At 70.5% G+C, this 15,536-nt stretch carries 14 protein-coding genes; 6 read left to right on the forward strand and 8 right to left on the reverse strand.

Annotated features, from left to right (window positions below):
* Positions 1–114: 114 nt before the first annotated feature.
* The 5 genes from QEG98_RS36880 to map all read right to left on the reverse strand — a co-directional run bounded on the left by QEG98_RS36880 (position 115) and on the right by map (position 4,985).
* Positions 115–975: a hypothetical protein gene (locus QEG98_RS36880; protein WP_316564653.1), complete on the reverse strand. Its 861-nt coding sequence runs from the start codon at positions 973–975 to the stop codon at positions 115–117.
* Positions 972–2,717, reverse strand: coding sequence for a hypothetical protein (locus QEG98_RS36885; RefSeq protein ID WP_316564654.1), 1,746 nt, complete (start codon positions 2,715–2,717; stop codon positions 972–974). The genes QEG98_RS36880 and QEG98_RS36885 overlap by 4 nt, the downstream gene beginning before the upstream one ends.
* Positions 2,714–3,274, reverse strand: coding sequence for a hypothetical protein (locus tag QEG98_RS36890; protein ID WP_316564655.1), 561 nt, complete (start codon positions 3,272–3,274; stop codon positions 2,714–2,716). Before QEG98_RS36890 ends, QEG98_RS36885 begins: the two co-directional genes overlap by 4 nt.
* A gap of 176 nt (positions 3,275–3,450) precedes the next feature.
* Positions 3,451–4,107: a DUF2231 domain-containing protein gene (locus QEG98_RS36895; protein WP_316564656.1), complete on the reverse strand. Its 657-nt coding sequence runs from the start codon at positions 4,105–4,107 to the stop codon at positions 3,451–3,453.
* 95 nt (positions 4,108–4,202) lie between these two features.
* On the reverse strand, positions 4,203–4,985 hold the full coding sequence (map, locus tag QEG98_RS36900) for a type I methionyl aminopeptidase (RefSeq protein WP_090488008.1): 783 nt from the start codon (positions 4,983–4,985) through the stop codon (positions 4,203–4,205).
* A gap of 77 nt (positions 4,986–5,062) precedes the next feature.
* Here map and QEG98_RS36905 point away from each other — a divergent pair, with 77 nt between their 5' ends.
* Complete coding sequence (locus tag QEG98_RS36905) at positions 5,063–5,341, forward strand: LysR family transcriptional regulator (protein WP_090488753.1); 279 nt, start codon at positions 5,063–5,065, stop codon at positions 5,339–5,341.
* The gene (locus QEG98_RS36910; protein ID WP_316564657.1) at positions 5,338–7,629 is read left to right on the forward strand and encodes a TonB-dependent receptor; all 2,292 of its coding nucleotides are present in this window, start codon (positions 5,338–5,340) and stop codon (positions 7,627–7,629) included. The genes QEG98_RS36905 and QEG98_RS36910 overlap by 4 nt, the downstream gene beginning before the upstream one ends.
* A gap of 3 nt (positions 7,630–7,632) precedes the next feature.
* Here QEG98_RS36910 and QEG98_RS36915 read toward each other — a convergent pair whose 3' ends face one another.
* From QEG98_RS36915 to QEG98_RS36925, 3 genes are all read right to left on the reverse strand, one after another.
* Positions 7,633–9,513 carry an ATP-dependent DNA helicase gene (locus tag QEG98_RS36915; RefSeq protein WP_316564658.1) on the reverse strand — a complete coding sequence of 627 codons (1,881 nt, stop codon included), beginning with the start codon at positions 9,511–9,513 and terminating at the stop codon, positions 7,633–7,635.
* Between the two features lie 265 nt (positions 9,514–9,778).
* Positions 9,779–10,120, reverse strand: coding sequence for a hypothetical protein (locus QEG98_RS36920; protein ID WP_316564659.1), 342 nt, complete (start codon positions 10,118–10,120; stop codon positions 9,779–9,781).
* A gap of 414 nt (positions 10,121–10,534) precedes the next feature.
* Positions 10,535–11,533 carry a site-2 protease family protein gene (locus QEG98_RS36925; RefSeq protein WP_186817987.1) on the reverse strand — a complete coding sequence of 333 codons (999 nt, stop codon included), beginning with the start codon at positions 11,531–11,533 and terminating at the stop codon, positions 10,535–10,537.
* Between the two features lie 211 nt (positions 11,534–11,744).
* On the opposite strand from QEG98_RS36925, the gene QEG98_RS36930 reads away from it, so the two are divergent.
* The 4 genes from QEG98_RS36930 to QEG98_RS36950 all read left to right on the forward strand — a co-directional run bounded on the left by QEG98_RS36930 (position 11,745) and on the right by QEG98_RS36950 (position 15,512).
* Positions 11,745–12,092, forward strand: a complete 348-nt coding sequence (locus QEG98_RS36930; protein WP_011556645.1) for a hypothetical protein — start codon at positions 11,745–11,747, stop codon at positions 12,090–12,092.
* Between the two features lie 78 nt (positions 12,093–12,170).
* Positions 12,171–12,974 (forward strand): hypothetical protein, encoded by an 804-nt coding sequence (locus QEG98_RS36935; RefSeq protein WP_316564660.1) that lies wholly within the window; start codon positions 12,171–12,173, stop codon positions 12,972–12,974.
* A gap of 46 nt (positions 12,975–13,020) precedes the next feature.
* Positions 13,021–14,610, forward strand: a complete 1,590-nt coding sequence (locus QEG98_RS42485) for an HAD family hydrolase (protein WP_410477893.1) — start codon at positions 13,021–13,023, stop codon at positions 14,608–14,610.
* Entirely contained in the window at positions 14,607–15,512 is a 906-nt protein-coding gene (locus tag QEG98_RS36950) for a lipid kinase (protein ID WP_316568027.1), read from the forward strand. Before QEG98_RS42485 ends, QEG98_RS36950 begins: the two co-directional genes overlap by 4 nt.
* Positions 15,513–15,536: the final 24 nt, after the last annotated feature.

The raw sequence follows: 15,536 nt of genomic DNA on the forward strand, positions 1-15,536 counted from the left end.
AGGCCTGGGCCCACGCCACGCATGAAGCGCTTGGGCGCGGCATGCCTACATACCGGTCCCGCACAACGAGCGGTAAGGCAGACTATTTCCAGGAACGGCATCCAGCGCCGTGACTCAGGGTCCGGGCTGCCCCTGTTCGAGCAGGTCCTCGCGCATCAGCGTGAAGACAGCCTGCCCACACCGGCCCTGCATATCCGCCGTGGCACGCGCCACCCGAACGACATAGCGCACACCGTCCAGGGTCAGCGGGGCCGGCTGTCCTACCTCGGCAGTCACGGTGGTCCCCGGGCCTTGCGAACGATTCGCGTGCGTCACACGGAGTTGGACGTCCAGCGCATGCGTCCCATCCGCCAGCGTGCAGCCCGCGTCCTCCCATTGGAAGCCCAGCTCCGGAACGAGCCCTGGAGGAAGCAGCACATCTCCCGCGATGGTGGTGGGAGCACTCGGCACTGTGAGCAGCAACAGCCGGCCCTCCGCGTCCCGCAGGGTGTCCCCCGACAACAACACGGGAACCTCACCATCCTCCTTCGTAGGACAGGACGCGGGCTCGCGATGGCTGGTCCACTGAACGACCTGACCCGTCAGGTCCGCCAGCACGTCCGGCACCTGGAGGCCGTAGCTCACGCCGCCGCGCACCGGCCCCGCCTCGTACTCCAGCACCGAGGCCCACCGGTCCTGGTGCCGGTACGCACCGCGCAACTGCCGGGCGACGGTGAAGCGGCGCTCCAGCCGCGTGTCCGTGCGCTGCCGCGCGGCGTCCTCGGGCTCTTCCTTGAACGCCACGTCCACCTGGGCCGCGCGCCAGACCTCGACACACGGGCTCTCGCGCCGGAGCGAAAAGGCGCCCCTGGCGTCGGGGACCGGCTCGGAGCACTTCATCTGGCAGCCCATCAAGCCGGTCAGGAGGAGCCCCGCGGCGCCGCGCGCCCAGCGCACCGGGGCACGACAACGGGCCGGGCGCGGGCGAATGCTCATGGGCACTCAGCGTACAGCGTCGTGCCGTCGGCCGACACGAAGAAGTCCTGCCCCTCCACCTGCCCCCGCGCCCGCAGCCGCTCCCGCGTGCGCTCCACCTTCAGGCGACGCGCCGCGACGGGTGGCTCCGCGTGGGGCACGCGCGGCTGGAACCGCACCGGCCCTCCCTTGTCGTCTGGAGCGTACTTCGCCAGCAGCGCGCGGTGGGTGCCGTCGTCCGCGTCGCCGTCGTCCAGGAAGTCCAGCTCCACGGCGCCCCACTCATTCACATCGCAGTCGCACGAGCCGCACCCAGGGAAGCCGCATCCCAGGAAGCCGTTCCGGCAGGAGACACACTTGCTCTTGGGGGACGCGCTACACGCCGCGCACGCATTGCCTCCAAACGAGTACGTGTGCGAGCCCGGCGAGCCCACGCCGAGCATCTGGTAGCGGTAGTTCATCACGCTGGCGTGCACCACGCTGGTCTGCCCCGCCACGTCGTTGCCGTTGTGGTCCAGCGCCAGGTTGTGGCCCAGCTCGTGGATGAAGGTGCCACGCTGTTCCTGGATGCTCGGGCTGCTCCAGCAGCCCAGGCTGATGATGAGGTCATTGCCCAGCACCTCCGCCTTGCCGGAGGAACACGACGTGCTGCTGCCCTGCCGGTAGGCCCACACCGCATAGTGGAAGTAGGGCCGCCGCTCCGGGTACCCGGTGGAGAACCCGCCCTGCTTCAGTGAATAGAAGTCCACGCCGCCGCTGCACGCGCCGAAGCACACCACTTCATGCCAGGGCAGCGCACTGTCGACGAAGGCATGCAGCCGCACGCCCGCGTCCCGCGCGAACACCGCCGCCGCGTCCGCCATCAGCCCGGCATAGGGCTTCCGCGTGAGATAGGGATTGGTGGGGTGCTCCATCCAATCCACCTCCACGTAGAGGTCCTTCACCGTGGGGCTGCCCCACTCGGAGAAGGAGAAGCCGTCATTGCCGAACAGCTCCAGCGTGTCCGGTATCCCATCCCCGTCCGAGTCCTTCGAGTCCGGGTTCATCCCCACGAGCGGCTCCAGCGCATTGGAGATGCCGTCTTCATCCTCGTCGTTGTCGCTGAAGATGGTGGACCACAGCGCGTCGTCGTGGACGAAGCTGGCCGTGCCCGTACTGCCGGGAAAGCGGCCCACCACCACGCGCTGGGCGCCCGCGTTCTGTGTGCTCGCCGCGACGACCAGCGGGTAGGAGCGAGGCCCACTGTCATCGTCGTGTTGCAGGTACTCCGCGTTGGAGCGCAGCAGGAAGACCAGGTGGTCCCCCTCGCCCGGCGTCGTGGACGTGGCCCGGAAGGTGTCCTTCACGTTCCAGGCGAAGCTGAGCGGCACGCCGCCGAAGGGCTGGTTGCTCAGGAGGAGCGCTCCGTTGCGATACAGGCTGGCCGTCCCGCCGCGTCCTTCCGCATAGGCGCGCACCCAGACGCGGTAGAGCCCGGAGTCTGGCGCGGTGAACGTCACGCAGGAACGCGCCGCGCCCGCGCAGTCGTCACCCATGGCCACCTGGCTCCAGCCGCCCCGGTCCCGGAGCACGTGAAGGACGGTGTCCGGCGCGGTGCCCGTCAATTCCCGCGTCTCAAAGGTGTACGTCTGCCCCGCGTCCAGCCACGTGCTCAACCAGATGAAGGTGCCCCAGTCACGCGAGGCCACGTAGTGCGGCCCGGCCAGCACCAACGCGGGCGCCAGCAACACCAGCGCGAGGAGACTCCTCGGAAGCGCCTTCATCGCGTCTCCTCCGCGCGGAAGAAGGCTTCCTTGAAGGCGTCATGCTGACGCGACTTTTCCTCTGGCGGAAGCGACCGCCACTTCACCTGCTCCACGGTGAGCGCCTGCTGGTAGCGCGCGTCCACTTCGCGCGCGCGGAGGTCCTCGGCCGAGGGCTCCGGCGGCGTGGCCAGCTTCGCCACCAGGTTCAGCGCCGCCAGATAGCGCCGTTCCTTCTCCACGCGCGCTTCGGGCGTTGCGTCCATGAAGGCGCGCTCCGTGCGCGTCACCAGCGCCGCCAGATCGTCCACCGGCTCTTCTCGAAGCAAGGCCCGTTCGTCCGGCGTCAGCGGCACCAGCGCGCGCGCAGCGAACCGCTCCCATTCCGGCGCTTCGTCGCGAAGGCTCGCCACCTGCACGGAGCGGCCGGTGTCATCCTTCGCGGGTTCGACGTGGAAGCGCGGCTCGGCGGTGACCTGGGGTGGAGCCGCGGGCGTCCGGGCGACTTCGCGCGGTGCCCCTTGATTGCCGAGCGCCCACCGGGGGACCAGCAACGAAGCACCCGCTCCGACCAGCATGATGCCCAGCACTACCGCTGCGACTTCCCCTCGTGTGCGCATGCGTCGTCCCCCACTCGCTGGCGCGGAGCTCTAGCGCCATTTGCCGGGGACGGCAAACCCACCCCGCAGCAGCCTGTGCGGGGGTATCCACGTCACGCCGAAGTGTCATGACATGGACGCCGGAAGGGCGGGCACTACGCCTGAGGCATGGGACGGCCCGGGCCGTGGAACACGGCGACGGGCGAGGACAACGTGAGCGGCTCGTCCTCTGGCGCCGTGCCCGCGGCGCCCTTCGCGAGCGGACGCCCACCGGCGAGCACCTCCCGCGCACGCGTCACCAGCCACTGCACTCCACGAAGCGCGTCACGCACCAGCAGCAGCGGCGCGTCTCGCGACAGCAACGCGGGGGCGTTCGCATCGCGCATTGAAGCGGGTTGTCCCACGCCCAGCTCGTAGACCATCTTTCCGCCGAGCGTCGCCGTGCCGAGCGCCAGCCCACAGGCGCCCAGCCCCAGCGCCACGGTGGCCGCGGTGGGCTCGCGCCGCAGCCGCCACACCGTCACCCCCAAGGCGCCGAGCAGCACGGAGGCGTTGCCCACGCCATGCAGGAACGTCATGTCCCGGGCACGCGGCGTCTCCAGCCGGACCTCCTGGCTGGCCGCCAGTCCCGACACGCCCGCGAGCAGGCCACCAATGGAGCCAGCCACCCAGATGCGGCGTGCCACCCGGGCCCAGGCGCCGTCGCCCGTCGTCACCGAGATGAGGTCCGCCACGGCTGCCGTGGGAAGCAAGGCCAGTGGCATGTGCACCAGTGCCGGGTGCAGTTCGTACAACAGCATCTCCTTCTTCATCGCGCGGCCTCCTGCCCTCATCCTCCAAGGGTAGGCACCCCGAGGACCCATGGCAGGCACGGCCGCCTGCCCGCCCTTCCAGAGCGGGGAAGCGTTCAGCAGGCGATTTCGAGCGAAAGGGCAAGCTCGGGCTGGGTGAGCACCTCACAGCCGTCAGGGGTCACCAGGATGGTGTGCTCGAACTGCGCGGACAGGCTGCCGTCCTCCGTCACCACCGTCCAACCGTCGGCCAGGATGCGAATGTCCGGCCGTCCCAGATTCACCATGGGCTCCACGGTGAGGACCATGCCCGAGCGCAGCTTGATGCCCGAGCCTCGCTTGCCGGTATGGGGCACAGTGGGCGGCCCATGCATCTGGTGGCCGATGCCATGCCCGCCGAACTCCTCCACCACGCTGCAGCCCTCCTTCTTCGCCAGCTCCTCGATGGCCGCGCCGATGTCCCCCAGCCGCGCGCCATGGCGGACGACGGCGATGCCCGCGTCACGGCACCGGCGCGCCACGTCCACGATGCGACGAGCGTCTTCGGACACCTCGCCAATGAGGAAGGTCGCGGAGGTGTCCCCGTGGAAGCCGTCCAGGCACGTCGTCACGTCCACGTTGATGATGTCCCCACGGACCAGTTGCTCGCCTGCGTTCGGGATGCCATGACAGACGATGTGGTTGCGGCTGGTACAGACGGTGGCCGGGTAGCCCTTGAACCCCAACTGGCTGGGCTTGCCACCCCGACGCGCCGTGTCCTCTCGAACCCACTGGTCGATGTCCGCCGTGGTGACACCGGGGGTCAGCTTCGAGGCAACGAAAGCCAGCGTACCGGCGGCGGCCTGACTCGCTCGGCGCAGACGTTCGACGTCCGTGCCCTTGAACAAGGGAATGCTCATGGCCGCCAAGGTGAGGGGCCAGGGTGCCTGGCGTCCAATGCTGTTTCGGTATGGCCGACAGCGATAGAGTGGCGGACGTGAGCCTTACGCACATCCAGTCCTTCGTCGCCGTTGCCGAGGAGTGCAACGTGGGCCGGGCCGCGCGCCGCCTGCACCTGACGCAGCCGCCGCTCAGCCGCCACATCCAGGCGCTCGAGGACGAACTCGGAGCGCGCCTCTTCGAGCGGACCCGGGGTGGCATGCGCCTGCTCCCCGCGGGCGAAGCCTTCCTGCGGCACGCGCGTCGCATCCTGGCGGAGGTGGACGCCGCCGTGCTCACCGTGCGGGACGTAGCGGGCAACCGCGCCGGCGGATGACGCAGCCGGGTTTGGAGCGTGCGTTCAGCATCGGACGGACAATCGCCACCTTCGGCGGGGCCATCCGCCCGACGACCTGGAACCAGGGCGTCGGGCTGCTAGAGCGGGCATCGATGCCCGACCTCCTCGTGACTCATCGGAGTCTTCACGTGCGCCGCATCCGGGTGCTCGCGCCCCTGCTCTGGGCCCTCGCCTCCTCCACGGTGATGGCGGCGCCTGCTCCTGAGGCCCAGGAGGTTCCTGATACGAACGGGCAGCCGCCAACGGATGCGCCCACGCGGGAGCGGGCGGAGGCAGAGGATGCGGACGCTGGGCGGACCGTCGTCACGGGCTCGCGGCGTCCCCGGCCGGCGAGGGACGTGCCCGCCACCACCACGGTCCTCCCCCGCCCGGAAATCGACCGGAGCCCCACGCTGACGCAGGACTCGCTGGTCCGCACCGTGCCCTCCGCCGCCACCTTCCGCCGCACGCCCAGCCTCGTCTCCGACCCGACGGCGCAGGGACTCAACCTGCGCGGGCTCGCGCCTTCGGGCGTGGCGCGCAGCCTCGTGCTGCTCGACGGCATCCCCGTCAACGACCCGTTTGGTGGCTGGATTTTCTGGCGCTCGCTGCCACGGCTCGGACTCGAGCGCATCGAGGTCGTCCCCAGCGGCGGCTCCGCGCTCTACGGCAGCGGCGCGCTCGGCGGTGTCGTGCAGCTCGTGTCACGCGACATCACCGGAACGCAGCTCGACGCGGATGCCACCTATGGCAACGCGCATACGGGCATGCTCGCGGCACGCGGGGCGCAGATGTGGGGTCCCGTCCGCGCCTCGCTGGAGGCAGAGCTGCTCGACAGCGACGGCTACCCCATCGTCAGCGCCGCCCAGCGCGGCGCCATCGACGCGGACACGCCCAGCAGCCATGCCGTCCTCAACGGGCGCGTCGAAGCGGATGCCACCGATGCGCTCACCCTCTCCGCTCGCGCCGGCCTGTTCCGGGAGGACCAGAACGGCGGCACCCGGCTCACCACCGCGCGCGTGGAGCTGGCGCACTTCGGCGCGGGTGCACGGCTGCGCACCGCGGACAGCGGCACCTTCACGCTGGACCTCTTCGGCCGCGTGCAACGATTCGAACAGGACCGCGCGCGCATCACCCAGGACCGCTCTTCCGAGGCGCTGGCCGCCAGCCAGGATGTGCCCGCCAACGACCAGGGCGCGTCCCTCGTCTGGTCCGGCCCGTCCTGGACGGCCCTGGGCACGCACGTCCTCACCGCCGGCCTGGACGCGCGCCGCATGGCGGGCACGTCCCGGGAGCAGCTCTTCCCGCCCGCGCCCTCGGAGACCTCCCTCCGCCTGCGCGACACCGGAGGCACCCAACTGTCCGGCGGTGTCTTCATCGAGGACCTCTACACACCCTCGCCCGCCCTGGAGCTCAGCGCCGCGCTCCGGATGGACGTGTGGCGCAACCAGGACGGTGAGCAGCGTCTGGAGCGCGCCAACGGCGCGGTGGCCACCACGCGCTTCGACGACCGCACCGAGCAGCAGCTCAGCCCACGGTTGGGCCTGCGAGTGCGTCCGCTGGAGGGGCTCACCCTGCGCGCCTCCGCCTACCGTGCGTTCCGCGCCCCCACGCTCAACGAGCTGTACCGCCCCTTCCAGGTGGGCACCCTCCTCACCGCCGCCAACGCCCACCTGGGCGCGGAGCGACTGTGGGGCGCCGAGGCCGGCGTGGAAGCCGAGTCCTCCTCGCTGGGCCTCACCACGCGCGTGACGGGCTTCTGGAACGTGCTCGACGACCCCATCACCAACGTCACGTTGGAGCAGCCGCTTCCGGATGGCTCCACGCGCCAGCGGGAGAACCTGGGACAGGCGCGGGTGCGCGGCGTGGAGGCGAGCGTGGACTGGAGGCTGGCACGCCAGTGGACGGCGCTGCTCGCGTACACCTTCGTGGACCCTGTCGTGACGCGCTCGCCCGGGCAGCCCGGGCTGGTGGGCAAGCAGCTCGCCCAGGACCCACGACACCGGGGCACCGCCATCCTCACCTTCCACGACCCCGACATCGTGACGGCCACGGTGCAGCTTCGCGTGACGGGCGCTCAGTTCGAGGACGACCTCAACGAGCGCCCCATGGGCGGCTACGCCGTGGTGGACGTGTCCGCCAGCCGCCGCCTCTTCTGGAAGCTGCACGTCTTCGGCGCGGTGGAGAACCTCTTCGACCGCGAGTACCTCGCGGGCCGCGCCGGGGTGGACACGCTGGGCCCGCCCCTGCTGGCGCGCATCGGCCTGCGGCTGCGCGACGCGCCCTGAGGCTCAGCGGATGGTGCGCACCGGTCGCACCGGGCCGTTGAACCAGCGGCTCAGCGACACCACGTCCTCCATGCGGCGCGCGGGCGGCAGGCTGTCGAGGAACACCCGGCCATACGCCTTCGTCACGATGCGCCGGTCCAGCATCGCCACGATGCCCCGGTCCGACTGCGTGCGGATGAGCCGGCCGAAGCCCTGCCGCAACGCCAGCGCCGCGTGCGGGAGCTGGTACTGCTCGAAGGGCTCCTCGCCTCGCTGCTGGAGCTGATTGATGCGCGCGGCCACCAGCGGGTCTCCTGGCGACGCGAAGGGCAGCCGGTCGATGATGACCAGGCTCAGCGCGTCGCCCGGCACGTCGACGCCCTCCCAGAAGCTGTGCGCCGCGAAGAGGACGCTCGGCGTCTCGCGGAAGGCCTCCAGCAGTTGCTGCTTGGGGCGCTCGCCTTGCAGCAGCGACTGATAGGGCAACCGGGGCGCCACCAGCTCATAGGCCCGCACCATGTTGCGCAGGGACGTGAAGAGCACGAAGGCGCGCCCACCCGTGACTTCGCAGAGGCGCTCAATCTCCTCCGCCGCCTCCTCGATGAAGCCCGGCGCGGACGGGTCCGGCAGGTGCGTGGGCAGGTACAGCGCCGCCTGGGACGGGTAGTCGAAGGGGCTGGGCACCGCCAGCGTCCGCACGCGCGTCACCGGCTGGCCGTCCTCGCCGTACAGGCCCATGCGGTTGGCGAAGAAGTCGAAGCGGCTGTCGGCCGCCAGCGTCGCGGACGTGTACACCACCGTGTCCAGCGCGCCGTACATCCGCTCGCGCAGCTCCTTCGCCACGTCGATGGGGCTGGCGCGCAGGAAGAGGCCCTTGCCTCGCTGCTCCGCCCAGTAGACGTGGTCCGAGGACTCGGCCTTCTCCAGGAAGGAGAGCTGCTCCTCCATCTCGTCCGAGCGACGGGTGATGGCGGCCAGCTCCGGCTCGCGCTCGCCCACCGTGAAGGCGGACAACGCGGCCAGCGCGTCCCGCACGCCCTCCAGCGGCGTGGACAGCTTCGCCATGACCTCCGCGCGCAGCGCCACGGAGGCCTCGTGGCCGGACAGCCCCAGCGCCCGGGGCGCCTGCGCGAAGAGCGCATCCGCCCCCGCGCGCAACCGGGCCGCCAGCGCGCGCAGCATGGCGTGGCGGGCGTCGTCCTCCTTCAGCGACGCCACCGCGTCCCGCGCCAGCTCCTCCAGCCGGTAGTTGGACACACTGCAACCGAAGTGGCCGCTGGCCGCGTCTTCCAGCGCATGGGCCTCGTCGAAGATGACGGCCTCGTACCAGGGCAGCACGCCCTCGGTGCGCTTGCCGGAGCTGCGCAGCGCCAGGTCCGCGAAGAAGAGGTGGTGGTTGACCACCAGCAGGTCCGCCTGCTCCGCGCGCTTGCGCATGCGCGTGACGAAGCACGTCTCGTACTGCGGGCACCGGGTGCCCACGCACGTCTCGGACGTCGTGGACAGGCGCGACCAGGCGCTGAAGGACTCGGGCAGGTCCAGCTCGCTGCGGTCGCCGGTGTCCGTCTCCTCCGCCCACGCCTTCAGCTTGGGCCAGTAGCGCGACTCCTCGCGCGAGCCGAACTGCGGCTCCTTGGAGAAGGCGTCATAGCGGTGCAGGCAGAGATAGTTGCTGCGGCCCTTGAGGTACGCGGCCTCGAAGCGCAGGCCCATCTTCTCCCGCATCAGCGGCAGGTCCTTGAAGAAAATCTGGTCCTGCAAGGTCTTCGTGGCCGTGGACACGACCACCCGGCGTCCCGACAGCAGCGCGGGCACCAGGTAGGCAAGCGTCTTGCCCGTGCCGGTCCCCGCCTCGGCCAGCAGGTAGCTGTGCTCGGCGAAGGCCCGCTCCACGGCGCGCGCCATCTGAAGCTGCTCCGGGCGGTGCTCGTACGCGGGCAGCGCGACCTCGAGCGCGCCTCCCGGACCGAGCAGGCTGTCGACGGACGGGGGTGGAGACGGAGAGCGACATCGGCACCGAGGGGGAGACGGGAAGCGGCCGGACAAAATAGCAGCGACCGCCGTTTCAAGCGCGTTTCCGGCCGCGGCCGCGCCGCCGGCCCGGGTGGCCGCCTGCTCCTCCGCCAGCGAGCCGCACCGCCCCCGGCGGCAAGGCGCCCCAGCCCGGCGCTCAGTACCCCGCGCTCAGCGTGCGCAGGTGCTGGAAGACGAGCACGGCCAGCACCAGCACCACGATGAAGCCCACGCCCACCGCCACCGTCTTCAGGCGTCGGAAGACGTTGGGGGTTCCGGCGGGCTCCACCGATGACGGCACCACCAGGGTGGCCCTGCGCACCACCTCATCACGGCCCCGCCGGGCGACGGCATCGTCGGGCGCACGCGCCAGGCGAATCCGGTACAGCCGCCCCGCCATGGCCAGCTCGCCCCGCCCCACCGCCAGCGTCATCAGCCGGTCATGGGCGTCCCAGTCCTCCCAGCGCGCCGCCAGCTTGCGCCACGCGTCCGCCAGCACGTCCGACAGGGGTGCTCCTCGAGCTGGTAGTTGACGTAGACAAGCCCGCACTGCGGGCAGGACAGGGCCTCCTCGCGCCGAGGCGCCACGCACTTGGGACAGACGCCAGGGGCGGCTCGAAGAGCGCGTCGTCCGTCAGCGGCGCCGACTCCGAACGCACCACCCGCAGGGCCGGCGTCACTGGCGCGGAAGCGCTCCAACTGTCGGAGGGCGGCACCACCGGCACCACCGGCGACGGCGCCAGCGCAGCCGCCCCGGCGGGAGCAGCCGGCACCTCTGTTCGCGGCGCGGTGGCGGCTGGCGGGCCCACGCGGCTGTCCGCGCCGCAGCGGCCACACGTCACCACGAGTCCCCCGGCCTCCGTCCGGTAGGTCTCCAGCGGCACGAGCCGCTCGCACGCGTCACACTGGAACTTCATGTCATCACCTGGCGCAGGGGAATGGGCATGGCGCAGCCGATGAGTGCCAGCAGGCACAGCGCGCAGATCCACTTCCTCAGCGGACTGAGCGGTTGCTGGGGTTCCACCACCTCGGGGTGGCCGAAGCCTACCAGCTTGCTCGTCACCAGCAGCCACAAGCCCCAGGACGCGGTGACGAAAAGGGTGAGAACCAACAGCACCAACGCCACCGCGCGGCCCACCCAGTGCGCGCGCCGGCCCCACAGCGCATAGGCCAGGTGCCCGCCGTCGAGCTGCCCCACGGGCATCAGGTTCAGCAGCGTGACGAGCAGCCCGAACCAGCCAGCGATGACCACCGGATGGACCAGGATGTCCTTGCCCTCCGGAAGCGGCCCCAGGGCCAGGCGCGTCAGGCCCTGCATCAACAGGCTGTCGCCGAAGAGCGTCTGCACGCCGTTGAAAGGCGTCTCCGGCGCGGGCGGCGCGTTGGTGACGCGGTCCATCACCCAGGTGAAGACGTCCCGGCCAATGGCCCACAGCGAGCCGTCCCCTGGAAAGAGGGTGGACGGGATGTCCGGCGCATCCACCACAGTGGAGTGAGCCAGCCCCCAGAAGAGGATGGGCAGGGCCACCGCCAACCCCGCGAGCGGTCCCGCCGCGCCAATGTCCACCAGGGCGTTGCGGTTCGGGATGCGGTCGCGAATGCGGATGACGGCGCCCAGCGTGCCCACGCCGAGCACCGGCAGCGGGATGAAATAGGGCAGGGATGTTTCAACCCGGTGCCAGCGCGCCAACACGTAGTGCCCCATCTCGTGGGTCCCCAGGATGGCCAGCAGCGACAGGCTGAAGGCCAGCGCGCGGAAGGCCGCTTCGGGGGACACCTCTCCCAGTGAGTAGGGCCGCTGGAAATGGAAGTAGAGCAGGTACGAGGTGAAGGTGGTCCCTACCGTCAGCACCAGGAGCAACAGGTGCACCCAGTAACGCGGCGCGGGGCGGGCAGCGGAGACGGTGTCCATGAAGGGAGCCTCGAGGTTGGCTAGCAAGAGGAGGTGTGCATTGCAACGCGCAGCCGCCCAGCCGGAGCGATACCAAGTGTCTCGGACGGACCTTGACATGGAGTCGACATCTGCTACGACCCCGCCCGCTTGAAGGTCTCAAGACAACGGCCGGTTGCTCTCCAAGGCGTCCGGCCGCCACACAAGCATCCAATTCAAGAGGGGAAAGAACATGAAGAAGCTCGTCCTGTCCGCCGTTGCCGCCAGCAGCATGGTTGCCTGCACCAGCGTTGAGAGCGCCGTTGTCTCCGGCACGGAGATCGCCTCCAACGGTGAGGCCGTGGCCGTTGTCCAGGCCAACGCCCTGGGCCTGACCGCCATCTTCCACATCGTCGACATCGTGCAGAGCGACCTCGACACCGTCATCAACAAGCTGCTCATCGCCGAGGCCAAGGCCATGGGCGCCTCCAAGGTGGAGCTGCTGACCGCGGGCACCACCGCCCGTCACGGCATCTACGCCCTGACCGGCACCATCATCGGCGTGACCAGCTCCAGCGCCGTGGGCGTGGCGGTCAAGTAGTCCACACCGCGCAAGCCGCGCGGTTCATGCGGAAGGCCCCCTGGCGACAGGCGGGCCTTCTTGCTTTTGTGCCCTCCCATGCGTGAACGCCTCCTCCTGTTGTGTGCCCTGACGGCCCTCACCGGCTGCCCCAAGAAGGGCGGCGATGACGCGGCCACACTGCTGCCCGAAGTCAAAGCCGGGCTCGTCACCCGCGAAGCGAAGCTGAAGAGCTACCGCATCGCCGGCACCGTGCAGGACGCGGGGTTGGAGCCGGTGACGTTCACCTTCGAATTCCGCGCGCCGCAGCGCCTGCGTGGCACGCTGGGCCCGCCCGCCTCGCGCACCTTCGCGTGGGACGGCACGCACTTCTTCCAGCAGCTCGACGGGGAGCAGCGCTTCAGCACCTTCACCTCGGAGCTGCCGCCCGCGAAGCTCGCCGGCTTCCTGTCGGAGACGTTCCACCCCTTCACGCCGGAGGGCTTCCGGACGCCGCTCTTGCTGAGCCACGCGACGGTCCGCCGCGCCACGCACCCGCTGGCGCCGCAGGCGGTGGAGCTGGTGCAGAAGCTGGACGGTGACGCCGCGGGACTGGAGATGGTCTACGTGCTGCGCTGGCCCCAGCTGGACTTCCTGGGCCGGCGCACCGTCTCACCGGACGGCGCCGCGGCCGAGGAGCGCGTGGAGGAGGAGCACTGCGACGCGGCCTTGTCGCTGTGCGTGCCCAAGCGCCTTGGCCGGTGGCAGGGAGGCAAGCGCGTAGGCGAGACGGTGCTCACGCGCGTGGAGCTGAACGCGGCCCTGCCCAACGACGGCTTCACCCTCACCGCCCCCGAAGGCTACGACGTACAGACGCAGACACTGGTGGAGTCCACCCCCGCCACCCAGCCCACGGACGGTTGACCGCCACCCTCGGCATCCCCACCTTCGAGGCCGAGGGACAAGGCACATGGTGGAAAACGTCATCTTCGACGTGGATGGAACCCTGGTGGATTCGGTGGACGAGCACGCCGAGGCATGGCGGCGTGCCTTCCTTCACTTCGGCCGGGACATCCCGTTCGCGCACGTGCGCAGCCAGATTGGCAAGGGCGCCGACCAGATCATCCCCGTCTTCTTCAATGACGAGGAAGTGGAGCGCTTCGGCAAGGAGCTGGACGAATACCGCGGCAAGCTGTTCCTGGACGAGTTCCTGCCGAAGGTGCGTCCCTTCCCCCGGGTACGGGAGCTCTTCCAGCGGCTGCGCGCGGGCGGCATCCGCATCGTGCTGGCCTCCAGCGCGAAAGAGCAGGAGCTGAAGCACTACGTGAAGCTGTGCGGCATCGAAGGCCTCTTCGAGACGAAGACGAGCGCGGACGAGGTGGACAAGAGCAAGCCCCACCCGGACATCTTCGAGGCCGCCCTGGCGCGGCTGGGCAAGCCTCCTACGGACGTGACGGTCGTCGTGGGCGACACGCCCTATGACGCGCTCGCAGCCAACAAGTCGAGCCTGGCCTCCGTGGGCGTGCTCGCGGGCGGCTTTCCTCCGGATGACCTGCGCGCCGCGGGCTGCCGCACGCTGGTGAAGGACCCGGCGGCGCTGCTCGCGCGCTACGAGGCGTCCCGGCGCGAATGGCCCTGGAACGAGTCCGGCACCAGCCGGTGGCCAAGGACGACGAGCGACGCTGAGGCCACGCCCCGCCCTTCCCCACCCCCGCGAGAGGGATGGGGAAGCGGCGGCGTGCTAGGTGCGGGTGCGGCTGCGCGAGCCGCGGCTGCTGGTTCCGCGACGCGTACCGCTCCGGGACTTGGAAGCAGGCCGCTTCGCGGTGGTGGTGCGACGGGCGGTGGCGCGACGGGCCACGGTGCTCCGGGCGGCGGTGGACTTGGAACCCGAACGCGTGGCTCGAGCAGCGGGCTTGCGCGTGCGACCGGTGGTGGCGCGGCGACGGGTGCCGGCGCGCTTCGCGGCGGTGGCCTTGCCTCCCTTGCGGCCCGCCTTGCGCGCGTTCTTCCGCGCCAGGGGACGGCTGCGCGCGACCTTGGCCTTGCTGCCCGAGCCGCCCTTCTTCATCCCGCCGCCCGTGAGCTTGTTCACGGTAGCCCAGGCCCGGGACTCGGCCGTCTCGTCGGAGACGCCGCGCTTCTCGTAGCCCTCTTCGATGTGCTCGGCCATCCGCTTCTGCTTCGCCGTGTACTTCGCCTTGCTTCCTCGTGCCATGCGACTTGCTCTCCAGGCCTGACTGACACCTGCATGGGGCCAGCTCCAGCGCAGAGGTGGGCAGTCATCCACTCATCCGGAAGCGTGCAGCCGGATGGACTTGTTCACCCGCCGACGCACGCATGCACGCCCACGTGGCACCCGACATCGGGAATGCACCGGAGCACGGGGCGACTCGCGGCGGGGATGCGCGCACGGCACCACCTCGCGTCCCGCTGGTCGGACGGGCAGTGCGTGCACAGATTGGCGGGCGACACGAAAGAGGAGGCACCCTGGAACCCGCCCTCATCAAGCCCCCATGCAGGCCCGTCCTGGATGACGGCCCCGCGGTGTTGGTGGTGAATACGCGCTCGCGTTCCGGGCGTGAGGCCTTCGAGACCGCCAGGGAAACACTCGTGGCGCGGGGCGTCTCCATCGTCGAATGCCACGCGCTGTCCCGAGCGGATCGGTTGAACGCGGTGGTGGAGCGGATGGTGGCACGGGGCACCCGCCGCCTCATCGTGGGAGGAGGCGACGGCACCCTGAGCCGCGCGGTGGTCCGGCTGCTGGGCCGCGACGTGACGCTGGGTGTCCTCCCGCTGGGCACTGGCAACGACTTCGCGCGCTCGCTGGGAATCCCGCCCGACATCGAGGCCGCCTGTGACGTCATCGCCCAGGGCTACATGGCCCGCGTGGACGTGGGCCTGGCCAATGGGCGCCCCTTCCTCAACGCGGCCAGCCTGGGACTGGCCACCGGCATCGCCAAGCGGCTGACGAAGCGGCTGAAGCAGCGCGCGGGCAAGCTGGCCTACCCCGTGGCGGCCGCGGCGGAGGTGAAGGACCTGCGCCCCTTCCACATCCGGCTGAAGGCGGATGACCAGGAGCTGGCGCTGGACGTGCTCCAGTTGGTGGTGGGCAACGGCCTCTACCACGGCGCCGGAAACATGGTGGCGCCCGATGCCCGGCTGGATGATCGGCGGCTGGACATCTACGCCATCGCCGCGCCCTCCGCCGCGTCGGGGCACGAAGGGACCGGCCTGGGCCAGCTCCAGGACATCGCCACGTTGATGCGGGTGGCCCTGTCCCTGCGCTCGGGCGAGCACGTGGAGCACCCCGCCGTCACCGCCCTGCGCGCCGCGCGGCTCTACGTGGAGGCCGACCCCGTCCAGGAGGTGAACGCGGACGGCGAGCTCGTGGGCAAGACGCCCATGCGCTTCGAGGTGGCCCCCGCGGCCCTGCGCGTCTACGCGCCCGCGCCCTCCTGAAGTTTCGGTTCACTGCGAGGCTGG

The organism is Myxococcus sp. MxC21-1 (assembly GCF_032612255.1).
Classification (GTDB): domain Bacteria; phylum Myxococcota; class Myxococcia; order Myxococcales; family Myxococcaceae; genus Myxococcus; species Myxococcus virescens.

Coding starts and splice junctions, on each gene's coding strand:
- QEG98_RS36880 (WP_316564653.1), bottom strand. CDS start 975: ATGAGCATTCGCCCGCGCCCGGCCCGTTGTCGTGCCCCGGTGCGCTGG.
- QEG98_RS36885 (WP_316564654.1), bottom strand. CDS start 2,717: ATGAAGGCGCTTCCGAGGAGTCTCCTCGCGCTGGTGTTGCTGGCGCCC.
- QEG98_RS36890 (WP_316564655.1), bottom strand. CDS start 3,274: ATGCTGGTCGGAGCGGGTGCTTCGTTGCTGGTCCCCCGGTGGGCGCTC.
- QEG98_RS36895 (WP_316564656.1), bottom strand. CDS start 4,107: ATGAAGAAGGAGATGCTGTTGTACGAACTGCACCCGGCACTGGTGCAC.
- map (WP_090488008.1), bottom strand. CDS start 4,985: ATGAGCATTCCCTTGTTCAAGGGCACGGACGTCGAACGTCTGCGCCGA.
- QEG98_RS36910 (WP_316564657.1), top strand. CDS start 5,338: ATGACGCAGCCGGGTTTGGAGCGTGCGTTCAGCATCGGACGGACAATC.
- QEG98_RS36915 (WP_316564658.1), bottom strand. CDS start 9,513: ATGGCGCGCGCCGTGGAGCGGGCCTTCGCCGAGCACAGCTACCTGCTG.
- QEG98_RS36925 (WP_186817987.1), bottom strand. CDS start 11,533: ATGGACACCGTCTCCGCTGCCCGCCCCGCGCCGCGTTACTGGGTGCAC.
- QEG98_RS36930 (WP_011556645.1), top strand. CDS start 11,745: ATGAAGAAGCTCGTCCTGTCCGCCGTTGCCGCCAGCAGCATGGTTGCC.
- QEG98_RS36935 (WP_316564660.1), top strand. CDS start 12,171: ATGCGTGAACGCCTCCTCCTGTTGTGTGCCCTGACGGCCCTCACCGGC.
- QEG98_RS42485 (WP_410477893.1), top strand. CDS start 13,021: ATGGTGGAAAACGTCATCTTCGACGTGGATGGAACCCTGGTGGATTCG.